This is a genomic window from Kitasatospora sp. NBC_01266 (genome assembly GCF_036242395.1).
GTDB lineage: Bacteria > Actinomycetota > Actinomycetes > Streptomycetales > Streptomycetaceae > Kitasatospora.
The window spans coordinates 2,755,635-2,773,800 of record NZ_CP108458.1 but is presented as its reverse complement, the minus strand read 5'-3'; the positions used below and the strand labels follow the sequence as shown (position 1 = coordinate 2,773,800).

The 18,166-nt window shown below is 73.4% G+C and carries 14 protein-coding genes; 9 read left to right on the top strand and 5 right to left on the bottom strand.

Translation table 11 applies throughout. From position 1 onward, the window contains the following. The first annotated feature begins 26 nt into the window (after positions 1-26). Both OG403_RS11770 and OG403_RS11765 read left to right on the top strand, forming a co-directional pair. Positions 27-797, top strand: a complete 771-nt coding sequence (locus tag OG403_RS11770) for an ABC transporter permease (protein WP_329563867.1) — start codon at positions 27-29, stop codon at positions 795-797. After that, positions 784-1,578: an ABC transporter permease gene (locus OG403_RS11765; RefSeq protein WP_329563865.1), complete on the top strand. Its 795-nt coding sequence runs from the start codon at positions 784-786 to the stop codon at positions 1,576-1,578. Before OG403_RS11770 ends, OG403_RS11765 begins: the two co-directional genes overlap by 14 nt. 260 nt (positions 1,579-1,838) lie before the next feature. On the opposite strand, the gene OG403_RS11760 is transcribed toward OG403_RS11765, so the two are convergent. From OG403_RS11760 to OG403_RS11740, 5 genes are all read right to left on the bottom strand, one after another. Beyond that, positions 1,839-2,588 (bottom strand): TetR/AcrR family transcriptional regulator, encoded by a 750-nt coding sequence (locus OG403_RS11760; RefSeq protein WP_329563863.1) that lies wholly within the window; start codon positions 2,586-2,588, stop codon positions 1,839-1,841. Positions 2,589-2,667: 79 nt separating this feature from the next. Beyond that, on the bottom strand, positions 2,668-4,194 hold the full coding sequence (locus tag OG403_RS11755) for an MFS transporter (protein WP_329563861.1): 1,527 nt from the start codon (positions 4,192-4,194) through the stop codon (positions 2,668-2,670). Positions 4,195-4,350: 156 nt separating this feature from the next. After that, positions 4,351-5,058: a DUF899 family protein gene (locus tag OG403_RS11750; protein WP_329563859.1), complete on the bottom strand. Its 708-nt coding sequence runs from the start codon at positions 5,056-5,058 to the stop codon at positions 4,351-4,353. Between the two features lie 133 nt (positions 5,059-5,191). After that, positions 5,192-6,184, bottom strand: a complete 993-nt coding sequence (locus tag OG403_RS11745) for a GntR family transcriptional regulator (protein ID WP_329563856.1) — start codon at positions 6,182-6,184, stop codon at positions 5,192-5,194. Between the two features lie 211 nt (positions 6,185-6,395). After that, positions 6,396-9,218, bottom strand: a complete 2,823-nt coding sequence (locus OG403_RS11740; protein WP_329563854.1) for a penicillin acylase family protein — start codon at positions 9,216-9,218, stop codon at positions 6,396-6,398. A 302-nt stretch (positions 9,219-9,520) separates the two neighbouring features. Between OG403_RS11740 and OG403_RS11735 the strand changes: the two genes are divergently transcribed. The 7 genes from OG403_RS11735 (at position 9,521) to OG403_RS11705 (ending at position 18,137) form a co-directional block, all read left to right on the top strand. Continuing rightward, entirely contained in the window at positions 9,521-10,762 is a 1,242-nt protein-coding gene (locus OG403_RS11735; RefSeq protein ID WP_329563852.1) for a glycosyltransferase family 4 protein, read from the top strand. Next, positions 10,759-11,919: a glycosyltransferase gene (locus OG403_RS11730; RefSeq protein ID WP_329563850.1), complete on the top strand. Its 1,161-nt coding sequence runs from the start codon at positions 10,759-10,761 to the stop codon at positions 11,917-11,919. Before OG403_RS11735 ends, OG403_RS11730 begins: the two co-directional genes overlap by 4 nt. Next, positions 11,919-12,797 (top strand): SGNH/GDSL hydrolase family protein, encoded by an 879-nt coding sequence (locus tag OG403_RS11725; RefSeq protein ID WP_329563848.1) that lies wholly within the window; start codon positions 11,919-11,921, stop codon positions 12,795-12,797. Before OG403_RS11730 ends, OG403_RS11725 begins: the two co-directional genes overlap by 1 nt. Before the next feature lie 147 nt (positions 12,798-12,944). Next, positions 12,945-14,408 (top strand): DUF2079 domain-containing protein, encoded by a 1,464-nt coding sequence (locus tag OG403_RS11720; protein WP_329563846.1) that lies wholly within the window; start codon positions 12,945-12,947, stop codon positions 14,406-14,408. Positions 14,409-14,681: 273 nt separating this feature from the next. Continuing rightward, positions 14,682-16,685 carry an Ig domain-containing protein gene (locus tag OG403_RS11715; RefSeq protein ID WP_329563844.1) on the top strand — a complete coding sequence of 668 codons (2,004 nt, stop codon included), beginning with the start codon at positions 14,682-14,684 and terminating at the stop codon, positions 16,683-16,685. A 134-nt stretch (positions 16,686-16,819) separates the two neighbouring features. Next, the gene (locus tag OG403_RS11710) at positions 16,820-17,503 is read left to right on the top strand and encodes a DUF4241 domain-containing protein (RefSeq protein WP_329563843.1); all 684 of its coding nucleotides are present in this window, start codon (positions 16,820-16,822) and stop codon (positions 17,501-17,503) included. A gap of 67 nt (positions 17,504-17,570) precedes the next feature. Further along, a complete protein-coding gene (locus OG403_RS11705; RefSeq protein ID WP_329563841.1) occupies positions 17,571-18,137 on the top strand; it encodes a DUF4291 domain-containing protein in 567 nt (188 codons plus the stop codon). The last annotated feature ends 29 nt before the right edge of the window (positions 18,138-18,166 follow it).

Here is an 18,166-nt window from a genome sequence, read left to right as displayed (position 1 = left end):
GCCGCTGACGCGAACGGGAGTTCGCGATGAACGCGGCCGCGACGATGCTGGGCGCGGCCCGCTTCCACATCAAGGACGTCCGGGCGAATCCGGCCGTGATCGTGCTGGGCATCGTGCAGCCGACGGTCTTCCTGTCGCTGCTGCTCGCGGCCGGACCGGGCTCGGCCGCCGGCGGCGTGGCGGGCCTGACGGTGGGCACCGCGCTGATCTCGCTCTGGTCCAGCCTGGTCTGGTCCTCGGGGATGCTGCTGCACCGCGAGATCCGGATGGGCACCATGAGCCAGCTGCTGGTCCGCCCGGCCGACCTGCGGGTGGTGGTGGCCGGCAAGGCCGTGGGCACCGCGGTGATCGCGCTGGTCGCGGTCGGCCTGGTCTGCGCCGTGGTGCCGGCGGCCTTCGGCAGCCCCCTCGAGGTGGCCCGCCCCGGCGTGCTGGCGCTAGCCGTGCTGCTGGCGGTGGTCAACGCCGGCGCCTTCGGGCTGCTGCTCGCCGCACTCTTCCTGGTGGTGCGCTCCGCGGCCCGGTTGGCCGAGGCGCTGATGTACCCCGTCTTCATCGTCGGTGGCGCCCTGGTGCCGCTGACCGCGCTGCCGGGCTGGGCCCGCTGGCCGTCCGCGCTGCTCAGCCTGCGCTGGCTGCGCGAGGTGGCGCTGAGCGCGGTCGACGGCGGCGCGGTGCGCCCGGTGGCGCTGGGCGCGATCGCTGTCTCGACCGTCGGCTACCTCATCGCGGGGAGCCTGATCTTCGGCCGTCTCACCGAGCGGGCCAGGGAGAGCGGAAAAGTTGAACTCATCTGACCTGGCCGACCGCTGGACGCCCTACGGGGTGGCCGCGAGAATGTCGGTGCGGAGTTACCGGTCCTATGTCTCGAACGCGGTGCTCGGCTGGAGCGTACTGCCCCGGGCGCTGCTCCAGGCGATATTCCTGGTGCTGCTCGGCGGTCTGCAGGACGGGGCCGCCGGACAGCGTTACGCCGCGCTCGGCGGTATTGCGTTCGCATTGATTCCGGCGCTGGTCACAAAATTGCCGGACGTGGCTGCCGAAGAGAAATACTTCGGCACCCTGGCCAGATTGAGAATGGGTCGCCTAGGGCTATTCCGGCTATTTCTGGTGCGGTCGCTGCCCTATCTGGCCGAGGCGTTCGGCAGCTGGCTGGTCGCCTTTCTCGTGGTGCCGCCGCTGATCGGTGACGCGCGGCTGCTGACCCGTTTCCCGCAGGCGCTCGCCGGAGCGCTCGTGGTGGCGCTGGCCGGCCTGTCGGTCGGCCTCCTGGTCACCGCCCTCAGCCTGGGCAAACGCGCTGATCTGCTGGGTGGCAACCTGGCCTCGTACGCGTTTCTGCTGCTCGGTGGGGTGCTGCCGACCGGTGCGGCCCCCGAGTGGCTGCGGATCCTCGCGGACCTGGTGCCCTACGGCGCCGCCGTGTCCTGTTTCCGGCAGGCGGTGGCCGGGCGCGTCGATATCCCGGCGGCCGGCCATGCCGTCATTCTTTCCGGGTGCTGGCTGCTCGCCGCCGCACTCATCCTGCAGTACCAGGAGCGCCGTTTCCGGCGCACTGGCCACGACGATTTCGTGTAGCCGGACGAGGCTCGCGAAATCCCTCGATCGAAGGCTTGACGGGGAAATCGAAAACCGGCTAGCCTTCTTATCAAGCGAAGGGCAAGGAAAGGGAAGGAGGGGAATAACATGGACATCCGTAACCTGGTTGTGGAGCTCGTCAAGGAGAGCGACATCGTCGTCGAGGTCGCCGAGACGATGTGATTTGATTGAATACTGAAGCGCGGTAGTTCCGAATTATCGGAACTACCGCGCTTTTCGTTTCGGCCGGCGCGGTCGGTTCAGTGGGCCCCGGCCGTCGCGATCCGGGCGTCGATGCCGGCCAGCGCGAGGTCCAGGCCCTGGGTGAAGCGCAGGTCCCGGGCGGCGGCCTGGTCGGACCGCGGCTGGCTCGCCAGCAGGTCCGCGTTGTCCGCGAGGCCCGGGGCGGCCTGTCGCATGACGCCGTAGAGGACCTGGTAGAACGCGTCCTCGCCCAGGCCGGAAGCGCGCACCCGGACCAGCCACTGGGACTCGATCAGCACGAAGCCGTAGACGTACTCGAAGATCAGGCCGAGCGCGGCGCCGTACTGCTCGGGGGGCAGTCCGCTGCGGGCGATGGCACCGGTGGCGCTGTTCGAGAAGAGCAGCGAGTTGGGCCCGAGCGGCAGGAACTGGCCGGCCAACTGGGCTGCCCAGGGGTGGAGTTGGAAGCACCTGCGGTACTCCTGGGCGAGCGTGCGCAGCTGGCGGCGCCAGTCGCCGTGGTCCTCCAGGGGAGTGATGTCCAGTCGGCCGAGCACGTCGTCCAGCGCCAGCTCGAGCAGGTCGTCCTTGGCGTCGACGTACCAGTAGAGCGACATGGGGGTCACGTCCAGCTCGGTCGCGAGCCTGCGCATCGAGAAGGCCGCGATGCCCTGCGCGTCGAGCAGCTCCACGCCGGCCCGCACGATCCGCTCCCGGCTCAGGCCGCTGGGGGCGCTGCCGTGCCGGCGAGTCCTGGGCGGCTTCACCCAGATGCTGACCGCGGGGTCGCGGGGTCTGTCGGCCATGGTCGGTCCTGCCCTGTCGGTACGTTCGCTGCCCGGCCGCGCCTGGGGGGCCGTGCAGCGATCGTACGGTGAGACCCGCTCAGCCGACGGGTGTGGCCGGCTCGGTCGGCCGAGCCGCGGCGGGGGCCGCGGGCTGGGCGGCGGCCCGGTTGAGCAGCCAGGCGGCGAGCAGGCCGCCGAGCAGCACCGCGGCCGAGCCGATCAGCTGGCTGCTGGTCAGGCTGTCGGCGAAGGCGCTGTGGACCTGGCCGGCGGTGCCGGGGGCGGCCGCGGCGAGCGCGTCGGGCAGCGAGCGGGCCGCGGTGTGCGGCAGGCCGGCCGGCAGCGCGGCGGCGAACCCGGCGGTCAGCACCGCGCCCAGCACCGCGACGCCGAGCGAGTTGCCCAGTTCGCCCATCGTGCCCAGCAGCCCGGACCCCACCCCGGCCTTCTCCGGCGGGATCGCGCTCATGATGGTGCCGGCCATCGCGGGCTGGGCGAAGGCCGCGCCGGCGCCGAGCAGCACCAGGCCGAGCAGCACGCCGGGGTAGGAGCCCTGGTGCCCGAAGAGCGCGATCGCGGCCAGCCCGGCGGCCAGCAGGGTCAGCCCCGCGGCGATCGCCGCAGGCGGCTTGAGCCCCAGCTTCGCGGTCAGCCGCACGCCGGCGCCGGTCAGGTTGAGCGCGATGATGGTCAGCGCCATCGGGGCGGTGCGCAGGCCGGCGGCGAGCGGGCCGTAGCCCAGCACGAACTGCAGGTGCTCGGTGAGCAGGAAGAGCGAGCCGCCCGTCCCGAAGCTGACCAGCACGCCGCCCGAGATCGCGCCGCGGAACCGGGCGTCGCGGAAGAAGGAGAGGTCCAGCAGCGGGTGCTCGATCCGGCGCTCCCAGAGCAGGAAGAGCAGCAGGAAGAGCAGGCCGAGCCCGCCGGCGAGCAGGGTGCCGGCCGAGGTCCAGCCGTAGCCGGGGCCCTGGATCACCGCGTACACCACGCCCACCAGCCCGGCGGTGGAGAGCACGGCACCGAGCAGGTCGGGGCGCGCGCCGCGCGGGTCCTTGGACTCCGGCACCAGGCGGGCCACCGCGAACAGCGCGCAGGCGGCCACCGGCAGGTTGACCAGGAAGACCGAGCCCCACCAGAAGTGGTCGAGCAGCAGGCCGCCGAGCACCGGGCCGAGCGCGATGCCGAGCGAGGCGATGGCGCTCCAGGCGGCGATCGCCCTGGGCTGCTCGTCGGCGTCGAAGACGCGCACCACGATCGCCAGGCTGGTGGCCAGCAGCAGGCTGCCGCCGACCCCCATGCCCGCGCGGGCCGCGATCAGCTGCCCGGGGCTGCCCGCCAGCGCGGCGCCGAGCGAACCCACGCCGAAGACGGCCAGGCCGAGCAGCTGGACCTTCTTGCGCCCGTACCGGTCGGCCAGTCCGCCGGCGGCGATCAGCAGGCCCGCCTGGGCGAGCGAGTAGCTGCCGACGACCCACTGGGCCTGTGCGGTGGTGGCCCCCAGCTCCCTGGTGAGGGAGGGGATTGCCACGTTGAGGATGGTGTTGTCGAGCACCACGACGAGCTGGGCCAGACAGATCACGATGAGGATCACCCACCGGTCGGGTCGGCGGTCGGTCTGGGGCACGGGATCCCGCTCCACTCTTCTACGGCGTATAGGACCTGTACACCGTAGAGGAAGTCCGCGCGGAGCACCACAGGCTTCCGGGTTCCGGCGGCCCGGCCGTGGTGCCGGGATCTCAGCCGGGGTCCGTCCGGGGGGCGTCGCGGCCTCGGCCGGGTCTCAGTAGTCCAGGGCCGGGTACCAGTCGCCGCGCCCGTCCGGCGTCAGGTCCAGCAGGTGCCAGACCGGGGCCAGCAGGTCGATGCCGCGCTGGTCCACGTCTGCCGCCAACTGCGGTCGGGCCGAGTACTGGTGGCGCAGCGTGCCGTCGGCGTCCCGGGTGAACACCGAGACCGTCGAGTACTGGTCGCCCTCCCCGTTCTCGCTGCCCAGGTCGTACTTGAAGGTGCTGGCCCCGCAGCTGAGCAGCCGCAGCCGCTCCCAGCCGCGCCGCCGGGCGTGCGCGCGCAGCGGCTGCGGATCGGCGGCGGCCACCACGGCGAAGTCGGCGTTTCGCGTCAGGTGGTGGGCGATGCCGTTGAAGCCGTCGAGCCACATGGTGCACATCGGGCACGGGCTCTGCTGCCGCTTGCCGTACATGAACTGGTAGACCACCAGCGGCCGTCCGGGCGCGGTGAAGAGTTCACTGAGCCGCACCGGACGGACCGGGTCGTCGCCCTGGTCCAGCCAGGCCGGCCCCTCCAGGAAGGTGTAGTCCCCGATCACCGGGCCGGCCGGCAGCTCCCGCCGGCGCTGCGCCACCGCCTCCCGGTGGTTCATCAACTCCAGCTCGGCCAGGCGCAGTTCCTCGCGCGCCCGGGCGTACTCGGGGGACTCGTCGGCCAGCCGGGTGCCGTACGCGGGGTCGGGGTCGGAGCAGGCGGTCATGGCGGCGGTCCCTGGGCTCGGCGGGAGAGGGGTCTCGGCCAGCCTCAAGCGGGCGCCGACCCCCGGCAAGCCACCCGCCGCCGCGCGGGTGAGCGGCGGGTACCGGGAGGGCGAGGGCCGGCGGCCGGGCGGTTCAGCGGCCCGGCGGCTCGAAGAACAGGCCCAGGCCGTCGAGCAGTCGCTCCAGGGCGAACTCGAAGAGCTGGTCGAGGTCGAGTTCGAACCCCTCCGGCCCGGTGGCGGTGTCCAGCTCCGCCAGCATGGCGCCGAAGTGTGGGAAGGCGCCGGTGGCGAGCGCGCTGCGCAGCACGGTCTCCTGGGACTCCATCCACTCGTTGATCGTCATGCTCTGGGCCCGGTCCTGGGACTGGAGCTCCAGGTTGACGGCGATGCCGCGGACGGCGGCGAAGAACAGGATGTGCAGGTAGAGGCGGGTGGCCGGCGGCAGGCCGAACGGCTCGACGCTGGCCAGCACGAACTCGCCGTGCCGCAGCGAGCCGGGCATCGGGACCGGGCGGGTGAGCGAGATGGTGCTGGCCAGCCAGGAGTGCTGGCGGTAGAGCGCCCACTGCACCCGGGCCAGCGCGGCCAGCCGGGGACGCCAGCCGGTGAGGTCGTCCGGCGGGAGCGGGCCGGTGGTCAGCACGGTGTCGGCCATCAGGTCGACCAGTTCCTCCTTGCTGCCCACGTGCCGGTAGAGCGCCATGGTGGCGACGCCGAGTTCGGCGGCGACCCGGCGCATCGAGAGCTGCGCCAGGCCCTCGGCGTCCGCGACGGCGATGGCGGCCTGGACGATCCGCTCGCGGCTGAGCCCCGGCTCGCCGCCGCGCGGCTTGCGCCGGCGCACCGGTGCGGGGGTGGTGCTGGCCGCCGGAGCGGGTCCGGGGCCGGGCGCGGTGGGCGGCAGCTCGCCGACCACCGTGCCCACGCCGGGGCGCGACTCGACCAGCCCCTGCTGGCGCAGCGTCGCCAGTGCCTTGGTCGCGGTGGCCATCGCGACCCCCCACTCCTGGGTGATCCGACGGGTCGACGGCACCCGGTCACCGGGGCGCAGCGCACCGCCGGTGATCCGATCGCGCAGCTCGGCGGCGATCCGCAGGTACGGCGGTGCGTCAGGGGTGGGCACGGGGTCTCCTGGGTGGTCGGCGGAGCGGCTACCCCTCCAGCGTACTAGTGCGCACCTGGAGTCGCCGTGGAGCCGCTCACCCGGGAGGTGTCAGCGCCGTTTGCGCGGCGGGGAGCAGGTGGCGTACATCGTACTCATCGAGCCGGGAGGTGTGGGAGGACCCGGGCGCGGCTTGACGGGGGCGCCGAACTCGGCGCCCCCGTCGGCTGGTTCAGCGGTGCGAGGGGAACTCCACCACCTGCTGGTAGGTCGGCCGGTTCTGCCAGCTGATCTTGTCGTCGGTGATTCCGCCCAGCGGCCGCTGGATGATGGTGTCGGCGCACCACTGGTCACCGGCCGCGCAGTCGCTGTCGCCGGGGTAGACCTGGCTCGCGGACTCGGCCGCCGCCTGCTGCAGGGTGTTCAGCAGCACCGTGCGGCAGTTGGCCAGGTTGCCGCCGCCGCAGAACTGCTGGGCCAGCGGTCCGGCCACCGGTTCGCCGAGCACCGAGCGCAGGTCCTTGTCCAGGTAGCTCCACCAGCCGAACTGGAAGGAGGAACCCTTGTGCGGGATCGACTCGTTGGCGCTCACCGTGCCGCTGCCGGTGGGCCCGGTCTGGCCGCCCGACGGGGACTCGTTGATCTGCAGCGCCCCGGTCAGCGCGGTGAACAGCTGGTCGCCGAGCCCCGGGTGCATGACGCCGTCCGCGACCAGCGGCCACCAGGCGTCCATCACCTGGATCGCGGCCGAGTTCGCGTAGCTCTCGCTGCCCGGCGAGCTCTCCACCCGCTTCGATCCGGCGGCCTGCCAGGTCTCCAACTCCTGCACCACGGCGGCGAGCTGGGGATCCGTCACCGGAGCGGTGTTGATCACCTGGAGCAGGTCGGGCAGCACGTCCTCACCGCGCAGGTCGGTCACCGCCGCGTCCTCCATCGCCTGGGTGAGCGAGGCGCGGGTCACCCCGCCCTTGGCCACCAGCGCCTTGACCCGGGAGTCCAGCAGGTTGGCCCGGAACACCGAGCCGTCGCCGTAGCCCGCCGCGCCGTAGTCCTGGGCCTGCTTGTTGTTCCAGGAGATGTAGTAGTCCTGGTCCACCCCCTGCGGGTGCTGGGCCGGCGGCGTGTACTGCGCGGTGTTGTCCGTCGGGTCGAACCCCTGCCACTCGTAGGCGGGTTGGGCCATGATCGGCAGTCCGGGGTCGACGTCGGAGGGACGCACCGGGTTGTCACCGGAGTTGTAGTAGGCGATGTGCTGGGAGTCGGCGTAGAACCAGTTGAAGGTGTAGTTGATGTTCTGCGTCGCCTGCTGGAAGCTCGCCGGATCGTGCACCGAGCCGGGGTCGTTGAGCATCTGGAAGCCGATGATCGAGTCGACCTCGTGGTCGTAGCTGGAGCGCAGCGAGGTGAACGCCACCGGCTGCCCGCCGACCGTGCCGCGCGCGGTCACCAGGCCGTAGTCGGATCTGTACATCACCAGCGAGTAGGAGCCGGCCGGCGTGGAGTCGGCGGTGGTCGGCGACCAGGCGTCGGTCTGCACCAGCTTGTCGAAGGGTGTGCAGACGCCGTGGTAGAGGTAGGACTGGGCGGCCAGGGTGACCGGCGAGCCGTCGGTGGTGCACAGCGGCACCGCGTAGGTGTCGGTGATGTCCTGCCCGGCCGAGGTGGCGCTCCACGCGTAGTCCTCGCCGCGCCCCAGCTCCACGTAGAAGCTCAGGCCGGCGAAGGCCGCGCCGCGGGCGCTGATCCCCGGGCCCTGCAGCTCCTCCAGCATCAGCAGCTGCGGCGCGAAGTAGCCGGTCTGCGGGCCCATCACGGCCACCGGGTTTCCGCTCGCGGTGTACTTCCCGGAGACCAGCAGCGCGTTCGACATGCCGTGCTTGGCGGTCAGCAGGTTGCCGGGCAGCACCCCGGCGGCCTTGGTGGTGTTGGACGTCGCCGAGCCGGTCGCGTCGTAGATCAGCTGCTCGGGCACCACCGAGCCGGCGTCGGGCATCGCCACGCCCTGCGGATCGCTCGGTGGCAGCGCGTACGGGAAGGACTGCCCGTCGTGCAGCGTGGTGACCGCCTCCGGGTCGTTGGCCTCGCGCAGCGACTGCCAGACCTGGTCGCCGAGCGCGGTGCCGTACCGCGCGTCGGCGGCCTCCTTGACCTCGGCCGACTGCAGCTGCCCGCCGCCGCCCGAGCCGAACAGCGCGCCGATCACCGAGGCCAGCGCGACCAGGTCGGTCAGCTTGAACGGCTGGATCGACCCGGCGTTGGTGATCGCGTTGACCTGCCCGGTCAGGTCGTACTCGCCGGGGAAGGTCCGGTTGTTGTACGCCTGGGTGATGTAGGCGTTGATGCCGTCCACGTAGGCCTGCGCGTCGGCCAGCGCCTGCTGTCCGCGCGTGCCGTCGGCGGCCACGTTGTTGATCTGCTGCTGCAGCTCGTCCTCGGTGTACGGCGCGGCCTGCCAGAAGCTCTGCTCCAGCTGGCGGTTGGCCTCCGCGCCGCCCGCGAAGCCGGACAGCTCGCCCCGGCCGACGTGCCGGAACAGGTCCATCACCCAGAGCCGGTCCTGCGCGGCGGCGTACCCGGCGCCGTACTCGGTGCCGTACCGGGTGGTGCCGGTGATGTGCGGGATGCCGGTGGTGTCGCGCACGATGGTGACGTCCGGGCGCGGGCTGGTCGTGCTGGCCACCTGGCCGGCCGGCACGCCGAACGAGGCGTTGTTGAAGAAGTCGCCCAACTGGGCGTTGGTCAGGTTCGGGTAGCCGGAGGCGAGCGAGGCGTAGGGGCCGAGCTGGCTGTCGGTGTTCGCGGGACGGGTCCCGAAGACCTTGTTGGCGAGGATGTCGGCGAGGGTGGCGTTGCCGTTCTCGCCGGGCGGCAGGATGTCGTTGCACTGGCCGCCGCAGTAGTCGGCAGCGGCGGCGGGCAGCGCGTGGACGGCGCCGGCCGAGGCGGTGGCGGCGCCGGGAGCGGCGGCGAGCAGGGCGCCGGCCAGCAGGGCGGCGAGCGCGGCGGCCGGGAACCCGAACCGCCGGCGGGGCGGGCGTAAGGCGCGGCTGGGCAAGGAACGGCTCCTCGTGGTGGGGGACGGGGAGTTGACCGTAAGTGGGTTACTGGCCGGTTGACCAGATGTCGTGCGCGGAAATGCCATGATTGTTTGACATGGCGTGATCGAACCTGAGCCTTCGGTGACCAGGCTCGGATTGGCCGTCCCCGGCTGTCTCCGGCTGTCTCCGGCCGCCCCTGACCGTTCCCGACCGTTCTCAGCCGATCTGTGGACGGTCAGCGGCAAAGAGCTGGCCGCAGTTCGCCTGTTCGACAGATCCCTTTGGCCCGGCGCACGTTCAGCCCGGCAACAACGATGGCATGCGAGTCGCGATCGTCACCGAGTCCTTCCCGCCCGAAGTCAACGGCGTCGCCCACAGCGTGCTCCGCACCGCCGAGCACCTGGTCCGGCGCGGCCACCAACCCCTGGTCATCACTCCGGCGCCGGCTCGCGGTTCGAGCACGCCGGCGCACTCCTTCGGCCCGGACGCCGGGCAACTGCCGGTCGTCCGGATCCCCTCCGTCCCGCTGCCCGGCTACCCGCAGGTCCGCCTCGCGCTGCCCAGCTCCCGGCTGGGCAGCGCGCTGGCCGCCCACCGGCCCGACCTGGTCCACCTGGCCAGCCCGTTCGTCCTCGGCGCCCGCGCGATGACCGAGGCCCAGCGCCTGGGTCTGCCCGCGATCGCCGTCTACCAGACCGACCTGGCGGGCTACGCCCAGGCCTACCGGGTCGGCGGCGGGCTCGGCGCGGCCACCGCCTGGCACCGGATCCGCTCCGTGCACCGGGCCGCCGCCCGCACCCTGGCCCCCTCCACCCCGGCCGCCCAGGACCTCACCGCGCACGGCGTGCCACGGGTCCACCTGTGGCCGCGCGGCGTCGACTCGCTGCGCTTCCACCCGCGCCACCGCGACCAGGCGCTGCACCGCGCGCTGGCCCCCGGCGGCGAGGTGCTGGTCGGCTACGTCGGCCGGCTGGCCCCCGAGAAGCGGGTCGACCTGCTGGCCGGGGTCTGCGCGCTGCCCGGCGTGCGGCTGGTCGTCGTCGGCGACGGGCCGAGCGCCGGCGCACTGAAGCAGGCGCTGCCCGGCGCGATCTTCCTCGGCCGCCGCACCGGCGAGGAACTCGCGCGCTGCTACGCCACGCTGGACCTGTTCGTGCACACCGGGCCGCTGGAGACCTTCTGCCAGACCATCCAGGAGGCGATGGCCAGCGGCGTCCCGGTGGTCGGCCCGGCGGCCGGCGGCCCGCTCGACCTGGTCGGCCACCGCCGCACCGGGCTGCTGGTCGCCCCGCGCGATCCGCGCGCCGTCGCCGAGGCGGTCGCCGAACTGGCGGCCGACCCCGAGCGGCGGGCCGCGTTCGGGCGGGCGGGGCGGGCGGACGTCACCGCCCGCACCTGGGAGGCGGTGGGGGACCTGCTGCTGCGGCACTACGCCGAGGTGCTGGCGGAGCACCGGGGCGAGGTGCTCGAGGTCGCCTCGGGGACCGCGCCGAGGCCGGCCCCGGCCCCCGCCCCGGCGCCGCTGGTGCTCCCCGCCCCGGTCGAGGAGCAGCCCGCATGAGCCAGGGCCTGCGCATCGTGCGGATCGCCAACTTCGTCACCCCGGTCTCCGGCGGCCTGCGCACCGCCCTGCGCCACCTCGGCGCGGGGTACCTGGCCGCCGGGCACCAGCCCGTCCTGGTGGTGCCCGGTCCGCGGTACCGCGACGAACAGACCGAACAGGGCCGGGTGGTGACCCTGCCGGGCCCGGTGCTGCCGGCCAGCGGCGGCTACCGGCTGCTCACCGACCGCCGCGCGGTGGCCCGGCTGCTGGCCGACCTGGCCCCCGACCGACTGGAGGTCTCCGACCGCACCACGCTGCGCTGGACCGGCGGTTGGGCCCGGCGCCGGGGCATCCCGGCGGCGCTGGTCTCGCACGAGAACGTCACCGGGCTGCTGCGCACCCGGGGCCTGCCCGACCCGGCCGCCCGGGCGCTCGCCGACCGGCTCAACTCCCGTACCGCGCGGGCCTACGACACCGTCGTCTGCACCACCGCCTGGGCGGCCGGCGAGTTCGCCCGGCTGGGCGTGCCCAACCTGGTCCGCGCGCCGCTCGGCGTCGACCTGACGGGGCTGCACCCGGGTTGCCACGACGCCGAGTTGCGCGCGCGGTACGCCGGTCCGGGGCGGGTGCTGCTGGTGCTCTGCTCGCGCCTGTCGCCGGAGAAGCGGCCGGGCCTGGCCCTGGACGCGCTCGCCGAACTGCGGCGCGGCGGCACGGACGCGGTGCTGGTGGTGGCCGGCACCGGGCCGCTGCACGCCCGCCTCGCCGAGCGGGCCGACCGCGAGCGGCTGCCGGTGCGGTTCCTCGGCCACCTCGCCGACCGGGGCGAGCTGAGCGCGCTGCTCGCCTCGGCGGACGTGGCGCTGGCGCCGGGGCCGGTGGAGACCTTCGGCCTGGCCGCGCTGGAGGCGCTCGCCTGCGGCACCCCGGTGGCGGTCAGCCACTCCTCCGCACTGCCCGACCTCGTCGGGCCGGCCGGTCTCGGCGCCCTCGACACCGGTCGCGGATTCGCCGACGCGGTCGCGCGGTTGCTGGCCAGGCCGGAGCGCGAACGGCGCGCCGCGGCCCGGGCCAGGGCCGAGTGCCACGGCTGGCCGGCCGCGGTGGCGGCGTTCCTGGCCGTGCACGAGTCGGTGACCGCCGGCCGCACCGCCACGCCCGTCGGGAGCCGGTGATGACCGCCCCCACCCGACCCGCCGCCGCTCCCACCGCCCACCTCGACACGGTCCGCTTCGTGGCCCTCGGCGACTCGCTCACCGAGGGGGTCGGCAGCCCGACCCAGGGCGGCTGGCGCGGCTGGAGCGCGCTGCTCGCCCCCGCGCTGGCCGCCGATCCGGCCCGCGTCACGCACCGCAACCTGGCGGTCAGCGGAGCCCGGTCCGCCGATCTGACGACCAGTCAACTCACCGACGCGCTAAGGGTCCGGCCGCACCTGGCGGCCGTCGTGATCGGCGGCAACGACACCCTGCGGGCGAGCTTCGACATCGCCCACAGCGCCGCCGCGCTGGACGCCACGCTGGGCGCGCTGGCGGCCCAGGGCGCCGTGCTGCTCACCGCCTGCCTGCCCGACCCGGGGCTGCTGCTCGGCCTGCCGGGCCCGCTGGCCCGTCCGCTGGCCCGCCGGGTGGACGCCGTCAACGCCGTCGTCCACGAGCTCTCGCGGCGCCACGACGCGGTCCACCTGCACCTGGCCGCGCTGCCCTGGACGGCCGACCGCGCGCTGCTCAGCGCCGACCGGCTGCACCCCAGTCCCGCCGGCCACCTGCTGATCGCCCGCCGGTTCCACCGGCTGCTGGCCGACGCCGGGCAGCCGCTCGGCCCGCCGCCCGCCGCCGTCTCGGCGCCCCCGCCGCCCGGCCGCCTCGCCGACCTCTGGTGGCTGGCCACCCGGGGCACCGCCTGGCTGGCCCGGCGCAGCGTGGACCTGCTCCCCGGGCTGCTCGCGCTGGCCGTCACCGAGACCGCGCACCGCCTGCGCGGGACCACCGCCGTCCTGGACGCCCGCTCCCGGGCGGCTGTCGAGGCGGCCCTTGCCGCGCTGCCACCGCCGTGACCGGGGCCGCCCCGCGCAACCGCCCCGACCGAGGCCGGCGGGCGGCGCGGTGCGCCCGGATGGTAGCGTCGATGACTCTTGTCCTGCCCGGCTGAGCCGTCGGCATCGCAGAACCCGAACCGGGCAGACCTGAGGGAGACCGTTCCTGTGCTGGGTGCGCGGACGCTGGCTGCCCGGACCGTCGACGCCGTCCGGCCCGAGCGGCCGACCGCCGCTCCGTCGGCCCCACCCGCGCCCGGGGCCCGTCCCGGCCCGCGCACGCTGCCCTACGCCCTGGCCGCGCTCTTCTTCACGCTCTACGCGATCGTCGCCGTCCGGCGCCACCAGCGGGGCCTGTCCGGCGGCTACGACCTGGGCATCTTCGAGCAGGCGATCCGCAACTACGCCCACTTCCACGCACCGGTCGCCGACCTCAAGGGCCCCGGCTACAACGTGCTGGGCGACCACTTCCACCCGATCATCGCGCTCCTCGCCCCGCTCTACCGCCTCTTCCCGACCCCGCTGACCCTGCTGCTGGCCCAGGCCGCGCTGCTCGCCCTGGCCGTCGTCCCGATCACCCGCTGGGGCCAGCGGACCCGGGGCCTGTGGGTGGGCCTGGCCGCCGGGGTGGGGACGGGCTGCGCCTGGGGCATCGTGCGGGTGGACGCGTTCGACTTCCACGAGGTCTGCTTCGCCGTCCCGCTGGTGGCCTTCGCCGTCGAGGCGGCGGGTCGCGAGCGCTGGCGGGCCGCCGCCTGCTGGGCGCTGCCGCTGCTGCTGGTGAAGGAGGACCTCGGGCTGACCGTCGCGACGCTCGGCCTCTACATCGCCTGGCGCGGCCCGCGCCGGCTGGGCGTCACGCTGGCCGTGATCGGGGTGCTCGGCACGCTGGTCGAGATGTTCGTGCTGATCCCGGCGGCCAGCCCCACCGGCGTCTTCGACTACCTCCAGCAGCTCGAACCCAGCGCCGCCCCGGCCGCGGTGCCCGGCGGCCACTGGTGGCCGCCGACCCGGCTGGACACCGTGCTGCTGCTGCTCGCGCCCACCGCCTTCCTGGCCCTGCGCTCGCCGCTCGCGCTGCTCGCGCTGCCCACCCTCGGCTGGCGCTTCGTCTCGCACAACACCGCCTACTGGGGCACCGCCTACCACTACAACGGTGTCCTGGTGCCGATCCTGTTCGGCGCGATGGTGCACACCCTGGACCGGGAACGGGTGCGCTACTCGGGTCGGCGGCTGCGGGTGGTGCTGGCGGCCGGCCTGGCGGTGACGGCGGCCACGCTGCCCGCCTTCCCGCTGGCGGAGGTGGTCGAGCCGACCACCTGGCGGACCACCGCGCACGAGCGCGCCGCGCTGACGGTGGCGGCCGAGCTCCCCGACGGCGTGACGGTGGCGGCCACCAACCACCTCGCCGCGCAGCTGACGGACCGCGCGACGGTGAGCATGGCCTGCCCCTACCGCCGGCCGCCGGGCCCGGTGGCCTACCTGCTGGTCGACACCCGGGACACCACGGCCGACACCACCAACTGCCCGGCCGGCCTCGCGCGGGTGGTCACGGATGCGGAGCACGCCGGCTACACGGTGGTCGACGCCCGCGACGGCATCACGCTGCTGAGGGACCCGGCCGCCCGCTGACGGGCGTTCAGAACCGGCTGATATCCCCACAGAAACGCACATCCAGCTCTCGGCTGACGAGTAGTTGCGTTGACTCTTGTGCGGTCCAGAACAGTGAAATATCGTATTGCACATTGCAATCCCACTGCCGGTGCTGACCTGTTCCACGGTTTCGTCCCCCCGCGCCTGAGAACCGTGCCCCACTGGTCCACGCCGGTGCCTCTGCGGCTCCACCCCTGTTCGCGGCCCCGCGAGCCGGGTGCCCCCCACGTCACCAGAAACGGATGCTGATCCGTGTTCAGACACAAATTCGGCCTGTTCGAACGCAGTCGCCGGACCGCCCTGGTCGCGCTCTCCGCCGCGCTGCTCGGCGCCGGGCTGGCCGGCCCGCTCTCCGCGGCCGCCTCCCCGGCCCCGGTCAAGACCGTCGCCAGCGTGGCGGTCAAGCCCGGTACCCCGAAGAGCACCGGCGCCACGGCCGCCTCCGGTCCGCACCTGGCGAAGCCCGGGCGGGTCGGCAGCGCCAGCCCGGCGACGGCCGCGCAGACCGCGAGCAAGAGCGGCGGCAAGCTGACCCCCCAGCTGGCCGACGGCGCGGACCCGGGCAACGGGAACGACGGCGACGGCTCCGTCGCCAACGAGTACGACCTGCCGGTCACCTACAAGGGCGGCCAGGACTCCGCCGGCGTGGTGATCGGCCCGCCCAAGGTCTACCTGGTGGTCTGGGGATCCCAGTGGGGCACCCCGTCCACCAACTCCACCGGTGACACGGTGATGTCCGGCGACGCGGACGGCGCCGTGCCGTACCAGCAGGACTTCTTCAAGGGTCTGGGCAGCGCGGGCGACGGCTGGAGCGGGGTGCTGACCCAGTACTGCGAGGGCATCGCCTCGGGCAGCATGCAGTGCCCGGCGGGCGCCGCGCACATCCCGTTCCCGCAGCAGGGCAGCGTGCTGGCCGGCGTCTGGGTGGACAACAGCGCCGCCGCCCCGCAGGCGGCCACCGAGCCGCAGCTGGGCGCCGAAGCGGTCGCCGCGGCCCAGCACTTCGGTAACACCACCGAGACGCAGAACCGCAACGTGCAGTACATCATCGACTCGCCGCAGGGCACCGACCCGGACAAGTGGCACGAGCTGGGCTACTGCGCCTGGCACGACTTCCAGCGCTCCACCGACGGCCAGCTCGCCTACACCAACATGCCCTACCTGCCGGACGTCGCGGGCTGCGGCGCCAACTGGTTCGGTGAGAACACCGCGCGCGGCAAGCTGGACGGCTACGGGATCATCGGCGGCCACGAGTACGCCGAGACGGTCACCGACCCCAACACCCCGGGTGGTTGGACCGACTCCACCGGCCAGGAGATTGCCGACAAGTGCGCCTGGATCCCGTACGGCTCCAACGGCGGCCTCTTCTTCGAGAACCTCGCCACCGGCTCCTTCCCGCTGCAGACCCTGTGGTCCAACACCGACCACCTCTGCATGGCCTCGGACCCGGTCTACACCAACCCGCCGGTCGTGGTGAGCACCATGTGCGACCGCACCGACGCCCCCGGCCCGGTGAACATACCGGCCGTCGCGGTCGACAACACCGGCTCGACGGTCAGCTACAGCGCGAACGGCCTGCCGCGCGGCCTGAGCATCAACTCCGCCACCGGTGTCATCTCCGGCACCGCGGCCGCCACCAACGGCTACCAGCGGGTCACCGTCAACGCGACCGACACCAACGGTAAATCGGCCAGCACCGGCTTCTGGGAGAACGTCTCCGCCTCGGGCACGCCCGGCTGCGGCGGCATCGAGCAGCTCACCGACGCCGGCTTCGAGAACGGCTCGGCCGACGTCGACCACACGGTGATGACCGACGCGTGGAGCCCGTCCGGCTACAACGTCATCACCCCGTCGAGCCTGCACGCCGCCCACTCGGGCCAGTGGTACGCCTGGCTCGGCCAGGACACCAGCACGGACGACTCGATCACCAACTACCTTGACACCTACCCCGGTTACACGGCGGCCAACTTCTCCTTCTGGCTGAACGTGGACACCACCAACACCTCCAGCAGCTCGCCCGACACCCTCTCGCTCAACGTGATCGACCAGTACACCGGCCAGTCGCTCGGCACGGCGAAGACCTGGACCAGCCAGAACGCCACCAACGGCTACCAGTACGAGTCGGTCGACCTGAGCCCGTTCCTCAACCAGGTCGGCTGGGGCACCACCATCGGCCTGCAGCTCGTCTCGCACGAGACCGGCACCAGCCCGACCACCGCGTTCCTGATCGACGACACCTCGGCCCGCGAGAGCTGACCGGGTAGCACCCCAGCGGCCGGGCCCGGAGCAGCCACTCCGGGCCCGGCCCCGCTGTTTCCCGGCGCCGCCTGTCAGTGGCGACGGCTAGCGTTCGAGTGTTGCCGCCCGCCGTTCGATCGCGAGGTCCTCCGATGCCGCTGCCCGCCCCTGATGCCGCCCGACTCTTCACGCTCGGCACCCGGTACGACTGCGGCCGGGGCATGACGGCCACCGTCACCGGACTGCCGCAGGCCGAACTGCGGCTGTCCACCGGCCAGGTGGCGGCCTGCGACCCGTTCATCGGGCTGGGCGACGACGCGGACCCGTTCACGGTCGCGGTGGCGCCGGGCAGCTACCCGGTGGTCACCTCGGTGGTCCGGATCACCAGGGCCGACTTCCCCGCCGCCGTGGACAGCCGGGTCGCCGCCGCCTGGCTGCGGGTCAGCGCCGAACCGACGGTTGCCTGGGAGCTGGCGCTGGGCGACGGCCAGCGGCTCGACGCCCTCGAGGAGGCGGAGTTCTACGGCTACGGCGTCGACGCCGGGACGGGCTGCTTCGTCGACGCCGCCGCCTCGACCGCGCTCGGCGACTTCCTCGGCGAGGAGTACGAGCTGTTGAACGACGCGCTGTTCGGCAACGAGGTGCCCGAGCCGGTCGGGCCGGTCGCGCTCACCGATCCGGCCAGCGGCCACAACGTCGTCGCCTTCGCCTCGGGTTGGGGCGACGGCTGCTACCCGACCTGGCTCGGCCGGGACGCGGACGGCCGGGTCACCGGCTATCTGACCGAGTTCTTCGTGGTCCCGCAGCCGGGTCGCGGCCCGGTGGACGAGGAGTAGCCAGCCGCCGGGCGGTCCGATCGAAAACCGCTTCCGCATCCCCCGCCCGCCCGGCAGACTCCCCGCCATGCCCACCGCCTTGCGCCAGATCCGCGCCGACTACGACGCGACCAGCATCACCCTCTACCAGGCCTACGCCCCGGCCGTCGCCACCCCGGCGGTGGCCACCGGCCGCTTCGTCGCGCCCTTCTCGCGCGGCCGGATGACCTGGATCAAACCGAGCTTCCGCTGGCTGATGCACCGCAGCAACTGGGCCCGAAAGCCGGGCCAGGAGCGCATCCTGGCCGTCCGGATCACCCGCGAGGGTTGGGAGCGGGCGCTTGCCCAGGCCGTGCTGACCACCGCCGACCCGGCCGCGCTCGCCACCGCCACCGTGCACGTCCAGTGGGACCCGGAACGCTCGCTCGGCGGTGCCGCGTTGAACCACTACAGCATCCAGGTCGGCATCGGACGCTCCGTCATCGACGCGCTGGTGGACGACTGGACGCTCGCCATCACCGACCTCACCCCGCAGGTGCGCCGGATCGCCGAGCTGGTCCGGGCCGGCCGCACCGACCGGGCCACCCGACTGCTGCCGCCCGAGCGCCCGTACCCCTTGGAGCCCGCTCTGGCAAGGCGGCTCGGGATGAGCTGACCATCAGTCAACTCTCCACCTGAGGGTGG